Raw genomic sequence first — 18,318 nt, 5'->3', positions numbered from 1 at the left:
GGTTGCGTGGAAGTCCCGCCGCACGGACGCTGCGCGCCGCGCGGCACCGTGCGCGTCACGCCCAGTGACCCGGCACCCAGCGCCAGTTCGGGCCGCGCGCGGCCCAATGCCCGGGCACCCAGTGATAACCGGCACGAACCACTTGCCAGTGCCCGGGGATCCATACGTAGCGACCGTACCGCCAGTGCCAGTGGCCCTGATCCCATACGTAACCCGCGCGCGGCGCCGGCATCACTTCGACGCGCGGCGGCGGCGGTGCGACCGGCGCGACCGGCGCGACGATGACGGCCTGAGCGAATACGGCGGATGTCGCCAGCGCGGCCGCGCACGCCGCGGCAAACCGTAATGAAATGGAAAGTTTCATGCAAGACTCCGAAGCATCGTGTATCGACCGTTCATGGCCGGACGCGGCCGTTCATTCGTTAAACGACGCATGCGGCAACAATCCGTCGCGACACCAGCAAAAAAATTTCCGCCGCGCCTGCCACGCCACACGCGCCCATCGACGCATCGGGTCCGCGCACCGATTACCGTCTGTCACAACCCGGCAAAACTGCGCTTCGACAATGCGTGTCACCGGGATCCCGCTCGTTTCCGGCCCACGCCCCGGACGCGCTCGCGCACGGCCGGGCGGTTCCGCATCTCGCGTGCCACTCAACGAAAATACGATCATGTCGAACCAGGACAACTTCCCCGCCGAGTCGAACGAGCCGGCCGCTTCCGTATCGCGTCGCGGCTTCCTGAAACTGGCCGGCGTCTCCGGCCTCGCCACCGCCGCGGGCGGGCTCGCGGCCACCCGGGCCGCCGCATCGAGCCCGGACGGCACCCCCGAACAGGTGCACCTGACGTGGGGCAGCGACCCGACGTCCGAAGTCTCGATCTCGTGGGCGTCGCTCGCGCCGGCCGTCAATCCGCGCGCGCGCATCGTCGCCGACGGCGAGCCGGCACACACCGTGCATGGTGTTCAACGCCTCTACACCGACGGCCTGAACGGCGAAACCGTGTTCACGTACCACGCTCGCGTGCACGGCCTGAAGCCGAACACGCGCTACCGCTACGAACTCACGGCCGACAACGACAGCAACGCCGCGCAGCCGTTTGCCGCGACCTTCACGACCGCGCCGCGCGGGCGCGCCCCCTTTCGCTTCACGAGCTACGGCGACCTCGCGACGCCGAACGGCGCATGGGTGCTGTCGTCGCCGCAAAGCCGCTTCGCGGTGCAGGCCGTCGAGCAGTTCCAGCCGCTGTTCCACCTGCTGAACGGCGACCTCTGCTATGCGAACCTGAACCCCGCGCACCAGCCGGAAGTGTGGCGCGACTTCGGCAACAACAACCAGACGTCGGCCGCGAACCGTCCGTGGATGCCCTGCCCCGGCAATCACGAGATCGAATTCAACAACGGTCCGCAGGGGCTCGACTCGTATCTCGCGCGCTATACGCTGCCCGAGAACGGCACGCGCTTCCCGGGCCGCTGGTACAGCTTCCGCGTGAGCTCGGTGCTGTTCATCTCGCTCGACGCCGACGACGTCGTGTACCAGGACGCCGCCGCGTTCGTCGGCGGCCCCAATCCGTTGGTGCCGGCCGCGAGCACCGGCCGCGCGCCGATCGAGCCGGGCACGTCGTTCTACGTGCGCGGCTACAGCAACGGCGAGCAGACGCGCTGGCTCGAGCACACGCTGCGCCATGCGTCGCACGACGACGACGTCGACTGGATCGTCGTGCAGATGCACCAGGATGCGCTGAGTTCGTCGAAGACGGGCAACGGCTCGGACAAGGGCATCCGCGAGGCATGGCTGCCGCTGTTCGACCGCTACGGCGTCGACCTCGTGCTGTGCGGTCACGATCACGACTACGAGCGCAGCTACCCGGTGCGCGGCTGCAATCACCGCGCGGGTGTCGATGTGTCGACCGGCGAAGTCGTCGAGACGCTGCAGCCGCGTCCGGTCGGATCGACCGATCCCGATCGCACGACGTTCGACACGAGCCACGGCACGATCCACCTGATCCTCGGCGGCGGCGGCACCAGTGCGCCGCTCGACGTGTACGGCGAGAACCCGGCGACCGGCTATGCGCAGGCCAAGGTCTTCACGAAGCCGAACCGGCCGGTGCCGGGCGCGGCGGCGAACACGTTCGTGCGCAAGCCGGCCGATGCGCTGGAGGATGCGATCTGGTCCGCGCGCCGCGATACGGGCACGGGCTACGGGATCGCCGTGTTTGACCACGACCCGGGCAAGCCGGGCGGCCACACGACGATCACGATGCGCTACTACCACGCGCCGGGCGCGGATCAGCACCCGACCACCCAGTACGATCTGTTCGAGACGATCGAGCTGAGCAAGCAGCGCGGCGAGCGCTGATGCGGCGGCGACCCGCGGTGCGTGATGGCGCCGCGGGCCGGCGGAGGTCCGGTCATGCGGAGCACATCGCGCGCAATGCGCCCCCTCCGCTCACCCTTGCACCGGCCGCCGGAAACCGCCTCGCCGCTAGCTGCGCGACTCGAGCGCGATACGCACCGCCAATCCCGCCAGCACGGTCCCCATCAACCAGCGCTGCACCCGTGCCCAGACCGGCCGATCGGCAAGAAAGCCCGCGATCGAGCCGGCCATGCACGCGATCAGCGCATTGACGCAGACGCTGACCGCGATCTGCACGCAGCCCAGCGCCAGCGATTGCGCGAGCACACTGCCGTGCCCCGGCGAAATGAACTGCGGCAGCAGCGATAGATACATCACCGCGATCTTGGGGTTCGCCAGGTTCGTGACGAAGCCCATCGTGAAGAGTCTCGCGCCGCTGTCGCGCTGCAACTGCCGGACCTGAAACGCCGAGCGGCCGCCGGGCCTGAGCGCCTGCCACGCGAGATACGACAGATACGACGCGCCGGCAAACCGCAACGCGTCATATGCGTACGGCACGGTCAGCACCAGCGCGGTAATGCCGAATGCCGCGCAGAACATGTAGAACACGAACCCCAGCGCCACGCCGCCGAGCGACACCAGGCCCGCGCGGCGGCCCTGGCAGATCGAGCGGGAAATCAGGTAGATCATGTTCGGGCCGGGCGTCAGGACCATGCCGAGCGATACGAGTCCGAAAGCAATCAGGGTGGGCAAGGCCGGCACGGTGGTCTCCTTCGACGCGATGAAGTCAGGGTGAGTGTCCAACAATGTATTGCATGCCGACCGCTGTCAGCATGAATAAACTGCAAGCCCCTCATGAGCGCACTTCATCGCCTCATTGCGCTGCCGATGCGCTACTTTCCCTTTTTCGCCCGCGCCTGAATCCCCTTTCCTGCCTTCGCGCGCCGCGCATCGACCAGCTTCACGAATGCGTCGGCGACCGCATTGCCGGTCGCGTTCCACGACAGCCGCACGGAACGGTGCAGCCTGGGCGACAGCTCCAGCACCCGGCCGCCGAAGCGCGTATAGGTGAGCGTGATGCGCGGAACGATCGACACACCCATTCCCGCTTCCGCCATCGACAGGATGGTCCGCATCTCGACCACGTTGAACGCCGCGCGAAGCGACGCACCGTTGCGCGCGAAGTAATCCGCGATGACCGGCCCGCACCCCGCCTTCGAGAAAATGAACGGCATGGCGGACAACAGTTTCGCCGACACGCTCTTGCGGCCGTCGAACATGCCGTGCGCCGCCACCGCGACGAAATCCTCGTCGAGCAGCGGCAGATTGTTCGCGAACGTCTTCGTGCCGGCGACCACGCCGATGTCGGCGGTGCCGTCCTCCAGCCACCCTTCGACTTCCGCGTCCGTGCCTTCGAGCAGTACCGCTGTCACGCCCTCATGTGCCGCCTTCAACGCCTCGAGCGCGGGGACGACCAAGGCGAGCGATACGCTCGGCAGCGACGCAACGACCAGCCGCCCTTCGAGCTTGCCGCGCGCCAGGCCGAACTGCTGGCGCAGCGTCTGCGCCTCCCGCACGACGTTCTGCACGTATGGCCACAGGCGTTCGCCGGCAGCGGTCAGGACGACCGGCTGGCGGTCGCGCAACAGCAACCTGACCTCGGTGATGTCCTCCAGTTCGGTCAACGCGTGGCTGATCGCGGACTGGCTGCGGCTGAGCCGGTCGGCCGCGGCCGTCAGCGAGCCGAGTTCGACCACGGCAGCCAGGGCCTGCAATTGCGCAAGCGTCATTTCGCCTCCTTGTTCCGGTCCATGTATTTTCCACATGATAGGGCGACGCGTCATGAATGGGATTGAAGCGGGCCATCGATATTCGACGGCGTGCGGCACCGCACGCACCGCCAACGGGTGCCGTCGACCGAACTCGCTTTCGCTCATGTCGATAGCGGGCAGGCAGGCGCGAAATGACGGGGATCCGGTCACACCGGCATCGGACTTCCGCGGCGCAAGCAACCCGCAGGCAGAAGCACGGCGAACCGCATCTTCCTGTCGATGAGCACCACCCGGTCGATTCGCAGTCCGACATGAACGGCACGCGGCTCACGACCGGTGCGGTCGGCCGCATCGCGCCCGCGAGTCCAGCCCCCGCCCATTACCCGTTCAGCCGCGGTCCGCAAGACGCGTTAGACTGTTTCGATGGAACAATGCCGTTATTGCCAGAGAATCCGCGATGAATGGGATTGCCACGGGGACGAATGCCGCCGGGCAATCGCGAAGGCACTGCGCCGGCAGCGCGCGGGCCTGCCGATGGTGCCCGATCGCATCCGCAACGAGCTGCCGTCCGGCGCCCCGACCCAGCAGGTGATCGCGGTCCTGTCGCGCCAGCGCCTGCGGGCGCGCCGCGGCAACGAGGAACGCCGCGAGCGCAAGGAGATCGACGACGCCGACGGCGTCTGATCCGGCAAGCCCCGATCCCGCCCCACGTGCCGGCACCACGCCGCCGGGCGCTCGCCCGTGCGCGGCGCCGCGCCGCTCCCCCCGATTGCAATTCCCGCCACGTACGATGGGGCCGGATCCAATTTATCTTGAAATTATTGCCTCGGATGCAATGATCTTTCGCTGGAATCCACGTTTACCCTGGATCCAGCGACGCCTACGATGTAATCAATCGCTTACGACATGGTGTCGGCAGCGAAGTCAATAGAACATCGGAGGTCATCATGAAGTCGCTCGTTTCCGCAGTCGTCGCCGCTGTCGCCCTGTCCGCTTCGTTCGGCGCATTCGCTCAAAGCACCGTGACCCGCGCACAAGTGCGCGACGAACTCGTCCAGCTCGAAAACGCCGGCTACAAGCCGAGCCGGTCGAGCCCGTACTACCCGGCCGACATCCAGGCCGCGCAAGCGCGCGTGCACGCCGCCGACAACAGCGGCTACGGCGCACAACCGGCCCCGGTCGTCCAGGGCGGCGCCCCGGCAGTCAAAGTGCGGAACGCGCGGGACTCGGTCTACTTCGGCCACTAAGCCCGCCGCTGCGCGCGTCGCGCGCAGTCCGCCGCAAGATGCGACGAGCCTGTCCCGCGACGGGCTCGTCGCGTTTGTGCCGCCCGCACGGCCGGCCGTCAGCGGCTGCCTCCCGCCGCCACGCGGCCCGCGGCATCCGGGCAGACGCCGCCGCCACCGCCGAGCAATTCCTGATAACGCACGCACGCGCACTGCGCGGACGCCTTCGACGCATACATCGCCGCGTCGGCCTTCACCAGCAGTTCCTCGGCCGACGCGCCGTCGGCCGGATATTCGCTGACGCCGATGCTCGCGCCCACGGCCAGGCGCCGGTCGCCGAACTCCAGTTCCTCGGCCATCACGATCTGGATACGCGACGCGATATCGCCGATCACCGCCGGCGATCGCACGTCCGAAATCAGCACGATGAATTCGTCGCCGCCGAGCCGCGCGGCCATGTCGCCGCCGCGCAGCACCTGGCTCAGCCGTTTCGCGACCGCGACGAGCGTGCGATCGCCCGCAGCGTGCCCGTGCTGGTCGTTGATCTGCTTGAAGCGATCGAGATCGACGAACATCACCGCCAGCCCCTCGCGCACGGCGGCCGCATGCCGGATCGCAGCTTCGAGATGCTCCATGAACAACAGGCGGTTCGGCAGTCCGGTCAGCGGATCGTGACCGGCGAGGTGCGTGAGCTCCAGCTGCTTCGCGCGCAGCATCGCGACCTGCGTGCGGATCTCGACCCGCATGCTGTCGAAACAGCGCGCCAGCACGCCGATCTCGTCGGCCCGTGCAACGGGCAGCCGTTCGGCGACCGGATCGTCGAACACGTGGGTCGCCGCACGCGCGAGCATCTGCAGCGGCCGCGTGATCGCGCGTGCAAACAGGATCGCGAGAATCACCGCGGCCAGGCTCATCAGGAACACCATCCGGATGATCCGTTCACCGAGCATCCCGGCCGGCGTCAGCACGTCCGTGAGCGGACGCGCCATGCCCAGCACGACGAAGCGGTTGCCCTCGCTGTTGCCGAACGGCGTGCGCACGAACGCGACCATCTGGCCCGGCGCATTGCCGGTCGCGGCGAGACCGTCGAGCGTCACGTTCGTCCTCGTACCGGCGAACAGCAGCCGCGTGTCGGGAAAGGTGTCCTGCATCAGCACGCGCCGTCCGCGATCGAAGCCGAACGTTTGCGACGGATCGGGATGCACGATGAAATCGCCCCACTCGTTCGCGAGATAGACCGCGTAGTCTTGCGGCAGATCGCGCTCAAGCCGATCGAACACCCGCGACAGTTCGATGTCGACGATCAGTGCGCCGACGACCTGGCCGGCCGTGTCGACGACCGGCGTGCCCACGCGCAGGATCGGCAGATCTTCGGCCGCGTGCGAACCGGTCTCGTGATTGATCACGATCGGCGACAGGTAGATATGGCCGGGGGCCGTCGCGAGCGTATCGAATACATAGGAAAACTGCCCTTTCTCCTGGAACGCACTCTCCGGCAGCACGACGATGCCGCGCGCGTCGCGATCGACACGGATCCGCTCGATCCCGAAATTGTCGCGCGCGATCAGCCTGATCTGCAGGTACTCGGGGTGATTCCTCATGAAGCTGCAATACACCTGCTCGAGCCGCGTGCGCGGCGCGCGATCGGCGCCGTCGCTGTCCGCGACGAGCGCCGACGACGGCAATTGCGCGAGCACGAGCGCATCGTCGGCCACGTCGGACAGTGCGCTCGTGAAGCGCTGTCCGAGCAATTGCGTCGACATCAGCAGGCTGTGCTGCGCTTCCTGCACGAGCATCGTCCGGTTCGCACGGTAGGCGTAGTAGCCGGTCGTGCCGGACGCAATCACGCCGATGCACGCGAACAGCACCGACAGCTTCGACGTGAGCCCGAGCCGGATCATTTTTCGAACCGCTCCGGCCGGTCGCCCGACACGATGCGGCTCCACAGCGACTCGCGCCGCGCGATGTCCTCGACCGGCTGGATCCAGACGAGGTGCTGGTGGCCGGTCTCGATGCCGGGTGGCGGGGCGAGCGTATTCGCGAGCCCCTGGCGCTCGGTCAGCAGCGTGCCGATCGCCGGTTCGAGCATGTAGTTGATCCATGCGAACGCGAGCGCGCGATGCTCCGAGCCGCGCGTGACGCCCCAGCAGTCGAGCCACGCGAGCGCACCTTCTTCCGGAATCACGTAGCCGACATCCGCCCCGGCGCGACGCAGCTGTTCGACCTGCTGCGTGCCGTAGTTGCCGAACATCAGCGCCGCGCGATGCTGGACGAACAGCGCGGTCGCTTCTTCCGGAAGCGTGTAGTAGGTGAGCAGGTTGCGGCGCAGGTCGACCAGCTTGTGCGCGACGGCGAGCGTCTGCGCGGGCGACAGGTGAAACGGATCGGGATAGCGGAGCGCAAGCGCGGTGAACGAAAAATTATGCTGTGCGCTGTTGAAGTCGAGCACCTTGCCGCGGTAGCGCGGATTCCAGAGCTCGAGCATCGAGCGCGGCGCGGACGGCACCTGCTTGCGATCGTAGATCAGTCCCATGGACGAATACGTGAACGGAATCGCGTAGGTCGAGCCGTTGCGCACGAGCCCGCCGATCGTCGCGAGCTGCTGGAAATTCGGCAGTTGCCGCCGGCGGTTCGGGATCTGCGCCAGGTCGATCGGCGTAAGCAGGTCTTCGCGTGCATAGCGCTGGATCTCGGCCGTGTTGGCCGCGAGCACGTCGTACGGCGGCGGCGACGCGCTGTGCAACCGCGTCCACAACGCTTCGTCGGAATCGACGAACGTCACTTCGACGCGCACATGGAATTGCGTCTCAAATGCATTGACGACATCGTTGTCCGCATAGCCGGGCCACGCGAGCACACGCAGCACGGTGTCACCGACGGTTTCGGGAGAAGCGGCGAATGCCGGCAGGACGAGCGCGCTCAGCGTCAGCAGGGCGAGCAAGCGCCGCGCAGCACGATGCCCACGCCTGCGCGCGCCAATTCCCCATATGAATGGGACCCCGTACGAATGGCCCGACTGCATTGACCGTCCTTTTTCGCGTCGACGCGTTATCGTGCAACGACACCATAAAAAACAATGCCATGCAATCGGAATTCGCCGTACATGACCGTGCATCCGAATGGCGACAAGGCTCGCACGGATGCGCTCACATGTCGTTGCGGGCACAGGAGATCGTCAGCGCGGACCGGCAATGATCAGGCAAAAGCACATTGTCACGCGTTTGCCATTTGCTTTCAGCGCCACGCTTGCGTGAATTCCGCGATCACGCGCGACAAATGCGCACGCATCGCATCGCGTGCGCCGTTCGCATCGTGCGCCATGATCGCCGCGAAGATCCGCTGATGATCCTCCTGCGAGGCCTTGCGCAGCGCGCTCGAGTGAAAGTGTTCCTCGATCTTGTCCCACAGCGGATCGCCGCGCGCACAGTCCCACATCGCCGTGATCATGTGCAGCAGCACCGCGTTGCCGGTCGATTCCGCAATCCGCAGATGAAACTGGCGATCGGCCGTGTCGTACGCGGTCTTGTCGTTCATCTGCTCACGCATGGTCGTCAGCGCGAGGAACAGCCGGTCGAGATCGGCGTCCTTGCGTTCGGTCGCCGCGAGCGCCGCGACTTCCGCCTCGATCGGCCCGCGCGCGCGCAACGTCTCGATCGGCCCCGGGCCGCGCGGCACTTCGAACGTCACCGGACGCGCGGCGTCGGCAGCCGACACGTAGATGCCCGAGCCGACCCGCACCTCGACGATCCCCTGCACCTCGAGCGCGTTGATCGCCTCGCGCACCTGCGTGCGGCTCACGCCGAACGGGTCGGCCAGGCTGCGCTCCGACGGCAGCCGCGCGCCGGCTTCGAACGCACCGGCCGCCACCATCGCGTGAATGTCCCGCGCAAGGCCGATATAGGAGCGGTCCGCGGCTTCGGCATCGCGGTGGGCGGGCAGGCTGGAAAGATCGGTCATCGAAAGGCTCGCAACAGGCTCGCCTGCATCTTCATCATGACGTTCACCGGCGTGATGCTGTCGATCACGAAGGGCTCGTTCGTCGTGCCGCTCGCCGTCGCCGGTGCGCTGTGCGTGGTCGGCGCGCTGTCGTACCTGTTCGTCGTCGGCAAGGTCGAGCCGCTGCCGCCGCTGCGCGACGGCGCGAACGGCCGCAACGCGGAGCCGAACGCGGCCTGACGCAGCGCAAGCATCGGCGGCGCCGGGACAGCGCGACGCGCCGCGGCCGTCGCGCTTTCCTTTTCGGGCTGCTCGTCGGACAATGCGCCTGAGCCGCGCCCGCCGGCACGGCGCCGCACCGGCCCCGCGCGCGGCGGCCACGTGCGCCCGTCCGCACCGATGAAACGCTACGAAACCCTCGCCCACACGATCGCCGACGAAATCCGCCACGGCAACCTCGCGGTCGGCACGCGCCTGCCGTCGCTTCGGCAGATCATCGCGCAGCATGGCGTGAGCCAGTCGACGGTGTTTCGCGCGTACTACCTGCTCGAACAGTGGGGGCTGATCCGCGCACGCGAACGCTCCGGCTATTACGTCGCGCCGGGCGCGGGCCCGGCGGCGAACCCGCCCGTGAAACGCCGCGCGAGCCGCGCCGGCGAGACGCGCAAGGTCGATATCAGCGATCTCGTGTTCTCGGTGCTCGACGCCGCGACGCAGCCCGGCATCGTGCCGCTCGGCTCCGCCTTCCCGTCGCCGCAGCTGTTTCCGCTGCCGCGCCTCGCGAAGTCGCTCGCGCAGGCGACGCGGCTCGTCAGCCCGTGGAGCACGGTCGTCGACCTGCCGCCCGGCAACGAGGCGCTACGCCAGCAGATCGCACGGCGCTATCTGGCGACCGGCATCGCCCAGCCCGTCGAAGATATCGTCGTTACGAACGGCGCGCTCGAAGCACTCAACCTGTGCCTGATGGCGGTTACGCGGCCCGGCGACGTCGTGGCGGTCGAATCGCCCGGCTTCTATGCGGCGCTGCAGGCGATCGAGCGGCTCGACCTGCGCGCGGTCGAGATTCCCGTCGATCCGCGCACGGGCCTCGATCTCGATGCGCTCGCGAACGCGCTCGACCGGCACGACATCCGCGCGTGCTGGTTCATGACCAATTTCCAGAACCCGACCGGCGTCACGCTGCCGGTCGACAAGAAGCGCGCGCTCGTGGAGATGCTTGCCGCGCGCGAGGTGCCGCTGATCGAGGACGACGTGTACGGCGAGCTGCATTTCGGCCCCGACTACCCGCTGCCCGCGCGCGCCTTCGACCGGCACGGCCTCGTGATGCATTGCAGTTCGTTCTCGAAGACGCTTGCGCCCGGCTACCGGATCGGCTGGGCCGCCGCCGGCCGTTTCGCGGAAAAGGTGCAGCGGCTCAAGCTGATGACCACGCTGTCGGCAAGCATTCCCGCGCAGGCAGGCATCGCGAACTATCTGGAGCATGGCGGCTACGATCGTCACCTGCGCAAGCTGCGCGGCGCGCTGCAGACGCAGCTCGCCCGCATGGACGACGCGCTGCGGCGCTGGCTGCCGCCCGGCGCGGAGTGGGTGCGGCCGGACGGCGGGTATTTCCTGTGGCTGTCGTTTCCCGATGCGATCGACGCGATGGAGCTGCATCGCCGGGCGATCGCGCGCGGCATCAGCTTCGCGCCAGGGCCGCTGTTCTCGGCCGCGCACGGCTTCGAGCGCTGCGTGCGCGTGAACTTCGGCCATCCGTGGAGCCGCGACATCGAACGCGCGATCCGCGTGCTCGGCGAGCTGGTCGCGGAGCCGACGGTACGCAAGGCCGGTTGAGCCGCACGCCGGCCGACGCCGTGCAGCCGACGCGCACACGGGTTACAGTGCAAGCCCCTTCGCTCCTTCGCACGCCCCCCCATCTCATGAGCGCATTGCCCTACCTCGATCACGCCGCGCTGCTGAAGCGCGCGGCCGAAGCCGCCGGCGTCACGCAGCCGTGCACCTGCACGAAGGCTCCGCTTGCCGGCTGGACGAGCCTGCCGCTGTCGCTGCAGGGCACGCAGCTCGCCGAAGTGGCGACGCTCGCGCCGCCCGACGACCGCGAGCCGACCTACGACGAATACCATCCGGCCGGCACGCGCTACGGGTCCGACGACGCGCCGATCGCGCCGCGCCACTTTCCGTACAACCGCTGCAACATCAGCCGCTGCGTGTCGTGCGGCCGCCTGTTCCTGCGCTACCAGGAAGGCGGCGGCTACTTCGTCGACCAGCGCATCCGCGCACTCGATCCGGCGTTGATCGTCGACGCACAAGCACAAGCCTGAGCCTGACGCGGGCATGCGCGGCGCATGCCCGGCGTTCACCGGCGCGCTACCGATCTGCTGCGCCCTTTTCGTTCCGATCTGCTGCTTGTCCCGCCGCCCCGCGTTCCCTACGCTGTCTCCGGTTGCCCGACACCCGTCGCAACGTCCCCTCCCGAGCGGCGCGCCTTCCCGCGCCGCCGCTCCTCTCGCGTATCACGTCATGTACCGATATACCGATTTCGACCGGGCGCTCGTGCACAGCCGCGCCGCCCAGTTCCGCGACCAGCTCGAACGCTGGCAGCACGGCTCGCTGAGCGAGGACGCGTTCCGCCCGTTGCGCCTGCAGAACGGCTGGTACGTGCAGCGCCATGCGCCGATGCTGCGTGTCGCCGTGCCGTACGGCGAACTGTCGAGCGCGCAACTGCGCGTGCTCGCGCGGATCGCGCGCGACTACGACGTGCCCGACGACGCCACCTATCGCGCCGCCTGCGACGCGCAGGCGCTGCTCGGCACGCTGCGCCTGCCGACCCGCAACGCGCACTTCACGACGCGCACCAACGTGCAGTTCAACTGGATTCCGCTCGCGAAGGCGGCCGACGTGATGGACCTGCTCGCGACCGTCGACATGCACGGGATCCAGACGAGCGGCAACTGCATCCGCAACATTTCGTGCGACGAGCGCGCGGGCGTCGCGCCGGACGAGATCGCCGATCCGCGCCCGTTCGCCGAAGTGATGCGCCAGTGGACGACGCTGCATCCGGAGTTCGCGTTCCTGCCGCGCAAGTTCAAGATCGCGATCACCGGCGCGGCCGAGGACCGTGCGGCGACCGACTGGCACGACGTCGGGCTGAGGCTCGTGCGCAACGACGCTGGCGAACTCGGCTTTCGCGTGAGCGCCGGCGGCGGCATGGGCCGCACGCCGCTGATCGCGACGCTGCTGCGCGCGTTCCTGCCGTGGCGGCACGTGATGAACTACATCGAGGCGATCGTGCGCGTGTACAACCGCTACGGGCGGCGCGACAACAAGTACAAGGCGCGCATCAAGATCCTCGTGAAGAGCGAGGGACAGCGCTATATCGACGACGTCGAGGAAGAGTTCCGCCAGATCGTCGAGCACGACGGCGGCCCGCACACGATCCCGCAGGCCGAGTTCGACCGCATCGCGGCATCGTTCGTGCCGCCGCATCTCACGCCGCGCGCGCTCGACCTGCAGGAAGCCGAAGCGCGCATGGCCGCGCACGCCAATCGCCACCCGGCCTTCGCGCGCTGGCTCGCGCGCAACGCCGCCGCGCACCGCGATCGCACGCTGCGCATCGTCACGCTGTCGTTCAAGCGCCGCCTGCAGGCGCCCGGCGACGCGTCGCCCGAGCAGCTCGACGCGCTCGCCGAGCTCGCCGACCGCTTCTCGGCCGGCGAGGCACGCGTCACGCATGCGCAGAACGTGGTGCTGCCGTGGGTGCACGTCGACGACCTGTTCCTGCTGTGGGAACACGCGCGCGCCGTCGGTCTTGCCAGCGCGAACGTCGGACTCCTGACCGACATGATCGCATGCCCGGGCGGCGACTTCTGCGCGCTCGCGAACGCGCGCTCGATCCCGATCGCCGACGCGATCGCCGAGCGGTTCCAGGATCTGGACATGCTGCACGACGTCGGCGACATCGACCTGCACATCAGCGGCTGCATCAACTCGTGCGGCCACCATCACAGCGGGCACATCGGCATCCTCGGCGTCGACAAGGACGGCGCGGAGTGGTACCAGGTGACGCTCGGCGGCTCGGACGGTTCGAGTGCGAGCGGCCCGGCGCGACCGGGCAAGGTAATCGGCCCGTCGTTCTCGGCGGACGAGATCGTCGATGTCGTGGACGCGCTCGTCAACGCGTATCTCGACGCGCGGCTCGACGCCGACGGCCGCAGCGAACGATTCATCGACACGGTGCGCCGCATCGGCGCCGAGCCCTTCAAGGCGGCGGCAAACGACGCACGTCACCAGGCGGAGCACGTATGAAACCGACCGACGAAAACGCTCACGCGAGCGCGAACGCACGCATCCGGCTGCTGACGCCGGCCGCACACGCCGACGATACGAACGCGCCCGACACCGCGACGCTCACGATCCTGACGATCGCCAACGACGAGGAACTGCCGCCGCTCGCCGCACGAATCGCGCAGGCCGCGCGCATCGACCTGCATTTCCCGTCCTTCACCGACGGCCGCGCATACAGCCAGGCGTACCTTCTGCGCAAGCGCTTCGGCTTCGCCGGCGACCTGCGCGCGACGGGCGACGTGCTGATCGACCAGTTGCTGCTGATGGAACGCACGGGGTTTTCGAGCGCGGTGCTCGGCGCCGATGCGGACGTCGCGGCCGCCCGCCGGCAGCTCGACAGGTTTCCCGGCTTTTACCAGCGCGATGCGAGAACCGCACCGCCGCGGCAGGACGCCGCGATGCTGGCGGAGAAATGAAGGCGGGCGGCCCGCAGGCCGCCCGTCCGATCAACCGCGAGCACCGCGCCCGCCGCGCAGCGGGCGCCGGCGTTCAGCGCGCCGCGACCGGCTTGCCGAACCCGCCGAGGATCTTCTTCTCGAGCGCGATGTAGTCGTGGCCGAAGTGGTGGTCGCCCCCCGTCTTGATCACGTCGGCGCCGGTATTCACGAGCGCGGGACACATCGTGTCCTGCTCTTGCGCACCGTAGAAGCACTGCACGAGCCGCGGCGGCACCTTCGCGATTTCCGGCGCGACCTTCATCGCCTGGTCGCTCGCCGGCATCCCGAGCCAGCCCGTCACGCGGATCTGGAAATCCGCCGCCGGCGCGAAGCCGAGCAGCGACATCACCGAGACCTTGTCGCGCAGGTCGGCCGGCAGCCGGTTGTACGCGAACGGCATCACGTCCGCGCCGAACGAATAGCCGACCAGCGCCACGCGATTCGCATGCCAGCGCGCCAGGTACGTGCGCATCACGCGCGCCAGGTCGCGGCTCACCTGCGCGGGCGGCTTCTCGCTCCAGAAGTAGCGCAGGCTGTCGATGCCGACCACCGACACGCCGTCGCGCTGCAGCGCCTCGGCGATCGTCTTGTCGAGATCGCGCCAGCCGCCGTCGCCCGAGATCACGATCGCGAGGCGGTCGCTGCCGCCCTTGGCCGGCAGTTCGACGAGCGGCAGGTCCGACACGTCGAGCTCGTCGCTGCTGGTGGTGTCGTGCAGGTGCGACGTGACGAGCGACACGAGCTTCGCGGTGTTGCCTGCCGCGGCCGTTTCGACGAAACCCGGCATCGCGCGACGCACGATCGTCGGATCGGGCGGGCACGGCTTGAAGCGCGCGTCGAGCTTCGCGGCCGGCTCGACCGACACCACGCCCGCGATGGTGCTCTCGGGCGCCATCGACAGGATCTGCTTCGCGATCGCGCCGCCCTGGCCCACGCCCGCGACGATCGGCGTGTAGTAGCGCGCCGATTGCGCGAGGCGTTCGAGCTGGTGGCTGACGGCCTCGGCGTCGCCGTCGAGGTGGTGACAGGTTTCCTGCTTCGCGGCGAGGTTCGCCGCATAGCGCTCCGAATCCACACCGACGGTCATCGCGCCCGCTTTCGCGAGTGCGTCGGCCGCCTGCTGGTCGGCGGCACCCCAGCCGCGCTCACGCGAGAACAGCACGACGAAGCCGCGCAGCGGGCCGCTCGGCTTCGTCACGGTCACGGGGCCGTAACGGCCGCCCGACACGGTTTCCGGTTTCGCCGCCGCCGGCTGGGCCGCGAGCGCGGCGCCGGCCAGCATCATTCCCGCGCAAGCGACTGCCGCCTGTGCGATACCCTTCTTCAACATCATGAACGCCGACCTCCAGCCAGCAGGGACAGATCCGCGAGCGTGACGAACACGCCGACCGAGCCCGAGGCCGCGAGATAGCGCGGCTCCCAGTGCGGCTCGAACTTGCTCTTGAATGCACGCAAGCCACGGAAGTTGTAGAAGCGGCCGCCGAAGCGCCAGACCATCAGTCCGAACCGGTGCCACGGCGACGGCATCTTCGCCGCCCCCATCCCCGAGAACGGCGCGATGCCCAGGCTGAGCTTGCGGAACCCCGCTTCCTTCAGATGCAGCGCGAGCTGCGTAAACAGATACTCCATCGCATACGGCGACGCGTCCGGCAGATGGCGCATCACGCCGACGGTCGCCTCGGTGTTGAGATCGGTCGTCATGAACGTGACGAAGGCGATCGGCTTGTCGGCCTGGCGCACCAGCATCACCGACTGCGTCGCGAGATAGCCGTCGTGGAACGCGGCCACCGAGAAGCTCTTCTCGCGCGCGTCGCGGCTGTCGAGCCAGCCGTCGGAGATGTCGCGCAGCGACGGCAGCGCGGCCGGCACGTCGGGCGGTGCGATCACCTCGACCGTCAGCGCGTCCTTGTCGCCGCGGCGCAGCGCATAGCGCAGGTGCGACCGGTTCGAACCCTTCAGGTCGAACCGGTCGAGCGCGATATGCGCTTCCTCGCCGAGCTTCATCAGCGTGAGCCCCGCGTCGAGATACAGCGGCAGCGCGTTCGCGCGCACCTGGTAGAACGCCGCGCGGCCGCTGTGCGCGTGCGCCAGCGCGATGAACTTGCCGATCAGCGCCGGCCATTCCTCACGCGGGCCGACCGGATCGTGCAGCGCGGCCCACGTGCGGCCGTGTTTCGCGTACATCAGGAACGCGCGGCGCGACTCGGAGAACAGGAACGACTTGTCGCCCATCAGCGCGAGGCCCGCATCGCTGCATTCCTGCGCGCGGATGATTTGCTCCGCATCGAGCAGATCCTGCGCGACCGGCGTCACGAAACGGCCGGGCGCCGGGCGCAGCAGTTGCCACAGCGCGAACAGCGCGACGAACACGCCGGCCGCCAGCGTCGCGCGCAGCGCCCGCGGCGCACGCTCGTCGAACGCGAAATGCGACCACAGATCGCGCGTGTACGGCACGTCGCGGAACGCGAAGCACAGCACCCACACGGCGAGCACGAGCACCATCGTCACCGACACGAACCAGCTCACCGTGAAGCGCTCGGCGAGCAGCGACGAGTGACGGTTGAAGCGGCGTCGGCTGACGAGCAGCAGCACCAGCAGCGTGCCGAGCACGCCGGCCTCGACGAATGCGAGCCCCTTCGCGAGCGACAGCGCGAGGCTCGCGAGCGTCAGCGCGAAGGTCATCCACCATGCGCCGTCGAGGCGGCGCAGCAGCCCGCGCGCGACGAACAGCAGGGCGACGCCCAGTACGCTGCAGATCACCTGCGAGCCTTCGAGCACCCACAGCGGGACGATGCCGCGCAGGATCGCGATCCGGTGCCAGAACGCGGGCGTCGCGCTCGAGATCACCAGCATCCCGCCGACCGCAAAGGTCACGAGGCTCAGGAACAGCGGCGCCAGTTGCGACACGCGCGCGGCCTGCCGCGACACGAGCCGGCGCCGCAGCGCGCGGCCCTCGAAGCTGGCCAGCAGGCCGGCCGACAGCACGAGCGGCACGCCGAAGTAGATCGCGCGGTAGGCGATCAGCGCGGCGACCATCGCATGCGCGGGCACTTCGCGGCCCAGCGTGAAGACCATCGCGGCCTCGAACACGCCGATCCCGCCCGGTGTATGGCCGATCATCCCGAGCAGCAGCGCGGCCGCATACACGGTGATGAAGGTCGGGAAGCCGACCGGCGCAGCCGGCAGCAATACCCACAGCGTCAGGCCCGCGGCCACGACGTCGAGCACCGCGTAGGCGACCTGCGCGACGAGGTCGCGCCGCGCGGGCACGTCGAACGACAGCCATTTGAAGCGCGTGACGACCGGGCGGGCGGTGTTGCCGCACGTCATCGTCATCACGGCCAGCACCACGAGCAGCGCGGCACCGCCCCACATGAGCATGCCGGGCGCGACATGCAGCATCGCGGCGAGCGTGCGCGGCACGCAGACCATGCCGACCGCCGTCATCAGCACCAGCGCGAGCGCGAGCGTGCCGCTGGTGAATACCGTCATCCGGCCGATCTGCGCGGGCGTGACACCCGACACGCCGTACACGCGCGCACGCACCGCGCCGCCCGTCAGCGCGCCGAAGCCGGTCGCGTTGCCGAGCGCGGAGCCGGCGATCGCGCCGATCCACAGCGCGGCGCGCGGCACCCTGGCGGCGACGTAGCGCAGGCCGACCGCATCGCGGGCGACGAGCGCGAGATAGCTGAGGGCCGTCGCGGCCAGCGACGCGCCCCATTCGCCCGCGGACAGGTGGCGCAGCTGGCGGATCACCGACCGGTAGTCAACGGATTCGGACAGGTGCTGGAACACCACGATCAGCAGCAGGCCGATGCCGAGCGCGAGCAGCGGCGACAGCACGCGCTCGTTGCGGATCAGCGTCGCCACACGGGCGATCGCCGCCGCGGCACGGCCGGGCGGCCCAGGGTGGCGGGAAGACATAGATTGTTCAGTGGTGGCGCATAGCATGTCGCGGCGCGGGACGGCCGGGCGGCGACGGATCTGGTTGTTCTGCGTGAGCGGCCAGCCTAGGTCGGAGGCTGGTGGCGCCTGAATCAGAAATTACGAGTATACGGAATTTATATTACAGAATCTTTCGATCGCGCACAGGGCAGTTCGGGCGCGGCGGGCGCATCGACGAGGCATCAAATTCATGCGCAAGGTGCGCATCATACCGGGAACGGCAGGGGATTTTTCATCGGATGAATGACTGGTGACGCATTTGGGAGAAATTCTCCCGGCCGCCCCGCGCGAGCGAGCGCAAAAC

15 protein-coding genes and 1 pseudogene are annotated in these 18,318 nt (G+C 68.5%); 8 read left to right on the top strand and 8 right to left on the bottom strand.

All coding sequences use genetic code 11. The features are described from left to right. Positions 1-55: 55 nt before the first annotated feature. On the bottom strand, positions 56-364 hold the full coding sequence (locus tag DIE22_RS03965; RefSeq protein WP_124496266.1) for a YXWGXW repeat-containing protein: 309 nt from the start codon (positions 362-364) through the stop codon (positions 56-58). A gap of 307 nt (positions 365-671) precedes the next feature. Between DIE22_RS03965 and DIE22_RS03960 the strand changes: the two genes are divergently transcribed. Further along, positions 672-2,357: a metallophosphoesterase family protein gene (locus tag DIE22_RS03960; protein WP_124604567.1), complete on the top strand. Its 1,686-nt coding sequence runs from the start codon at positions 672-674 to the stop codon at positions 2,355-2,357. Positions 2,358-2,483: 126 nt separating this feature from the next. Here the strand turns inward: DIE22_RS03960 and DIE22_RS03955 are convergent, their stop codons facing one another. Together DIE22_RS03955 and DIE22_RS03950 are read right to left on the bottom strand one after the other, a co-directional pair. After that, complete coding sequence (locus DIE22_RS03955; protein ID WP_124604599.1) at positions 2,484-3,116, bottom strand: LysE family translocator; 633 nt, start codon at positions 3,114-3,116, stop codon at positions 2,484-2,486. A 131-nt stretch (positions 3,117-3,247) separates the two neighbouring features. After that, positions 3,248-4,144, bottom strand: a complete 897-nt coding sequence (locus DIE22_RS03950; RefSeq protein WP_124496270.1) for a LysR family transcriptional regulator — start codon at positions 4,142-4,144, stop codon at positions 3,248-3,250. 405 nt (positions 4,145-4,549) lie between these two features. Between DIE22_RS03950 and DIE22_RS03945 the strand changes: the two genes are divergently transcribed. After that, positions 4,550-4,810, top strand: a complete 261-nt coding sequence (locus DIE22_RS03945) for a hypothetical protein (RefSeq protein WP_006760082.1) — start codon at positions 4,550-4,552, stop codon at positions 4,808-4,810. A 263-nt stretch (positions 4,811-5,073) separates the two neighbouring features. Continuing rightward, complete coding sequence (locus DIE22_RS03940; RefSeq protein WP_124496272.1) at positions 5,074-5,373, top strand: DUF4148 domain-containing protein; 300 nt, start codon at positions 5,074-5,076, stop codon at positions 5,371-5,373. Positions 5,374-5,471: 98 nt separating this feature from the next. Here DIE22_RS03940 and DIE22_RS03935 read toward each other — a convergent pair whose 3' ends face one another. The 3 genes from DIE22_RS03935 to DIE22_RS03925 all read right to left on the bottom strand — a co-directional run bounded on the left by DIE22_RS03935 (position 5,472) and on the right by DIE22_RS03925 (position 9,309). Then, the gene (locus DIE22_RS03935; protein WP_124496274.1) at positions 5,472-7,253 is read right to left on the bottom strand and encodes a diguanylate cyclase domain-containing protein; all 1,782 of its coding nucleotides are present in this window, start codon (positions 7,251-7,253) and stop codon (positions 5,472-5,474) included. Further along, positions 7,250-8,374 (bottom strand): extracellular solute-binding protein, encoded by a 1,125-nt coding sequence (locus DIE22_RS03930; protein ID WP_124496276.1) that lies wholly within the window; start codon positions 8,372-8,374, stop codon positions 7,250-7,252. The genes DIE22_RS03935 and DIE22_RS03930 overlap by 4 nt, the downstream gene beginning before the upstream one ends. Positions 8,375-8,586: 212 nt before the next feature. After that, positions 8,587-9,309: a FadR/GntR family transcriptional regulator gene (locus tag DIE22_RS03925; RefSeq protein WP_124496278.1), complete on the bottom strand. Its 723-nt coding sequence runs from the start codon at positions 9,307-9,309 to the stop codon at positions 8,587-8,589. Positions 9,310-9,327: 18 nt separating this feature from the next. On the opposite strand from DIE22_RS03925, the pseudogene DIE22_RS03920 reads away from it, so the two are divergent. From DIE22_RS03920 to DIE22_RS03900, 5 genes and pseudogenes are all read left to right on the top strand, one after another. Continuing rightward, positions 9,328-9,528, top strand: a pseudogene (locus tag DIE22_RS03920) (MFS transporter); the annotation flags it as partial. A gap of 159 nt (positions 9,529-9,687) precedes the next feature. Next, entirely contained in the window at positions 9,688-11,121 is a 1,434-nt protein-coding gene (locus tag DIE22_RS03915) for a PLP-dependent aminotransferase family protein (RefSeq protein ID WP_124604566.1), read from the top strand. Between the two features lie 86 nt (positions 11,122-11,207). Further along, entirely contained in the window at positions 11,208-11,609 is a 402-nt protein-coding gene (locus tag DIE22_RS03910) for a hypothetical protein (protein ID WP_124496282.1), read from the top strand. Positions 11,610-11,808: 199 nt separating this feature from the next. After that, positions 11,809-13,593, top strand: coding sequence for a nitrite/sulfite reductase (locus DIE22_RS03905; protein ID WP_124496284.1), 1,785 nt, complete (start codon positions 11,809-11,811; stop codon positions 13,591-13,593). After that, positions 13,590-14,048, top strand: coding sequence for a DUF934 domain-containing protein (locus DIE22_RS03900; protein WP_124496286.1), 459 nt, complete (start codon positions 13,590-13,592; stop codon positions 14,046-14,048). Before DIE22_RS03905 ends, DIE22_RS03900 begins: the two co-directional genes overlap by 4 nt. A gap of 73 nt (positions 14,049-14,121) precedes the next feature. Here the strand turns inward: DIE22_RS03900 and DIE22_RS03895 are convergent, their stop codons facing one another. Both DIE22_RS03895 and mprF read right to left on the bottom strand, forming a co-directional pair. After that, the gene (locus DIE22_RS03895) at positions 14,122-15,402 is read right to left on the bottom strand and encodes a virulence factor family protein (RefSeq protein ID WP_124496288.1); all 1,281 of its coding nucleotides are present in this window, start codon (positions 15,400-15,402) and stop codon (positions 14,122-14,124) included. After that, positions 15,399-17,993 (bottom strand): bifunctional lysylphosphatidylglycerol flippase/synthetase MprF, encoded by a 2,595-nt coding sequence (gene mprF / locus DIE22_RS03890; protein WP_124604565.1) that lies wholly within the window; start codon positions 17,991-17,993, stop codon positions 15,399-15,401. Before mprF ends, DIE22_RS03895 begins: the two co-directional genes overlap by 4 nt. Positions 17,994-18,318: the final 325 nt, after the last annotated feature.

This window comes from Burkholderia sp. Bp9142 (assembly GCF_003853415.1).
In the GTDB taxonomy this organism is placed as follows: Bacteria; Pseudomonadota; Gammaproteobacteria; order Burkholderiales; family Burkholderiaceae; genus Burkholderia.
This window is presented reverse-complemented; position numbering and strand designations above follow the sequence as displayed.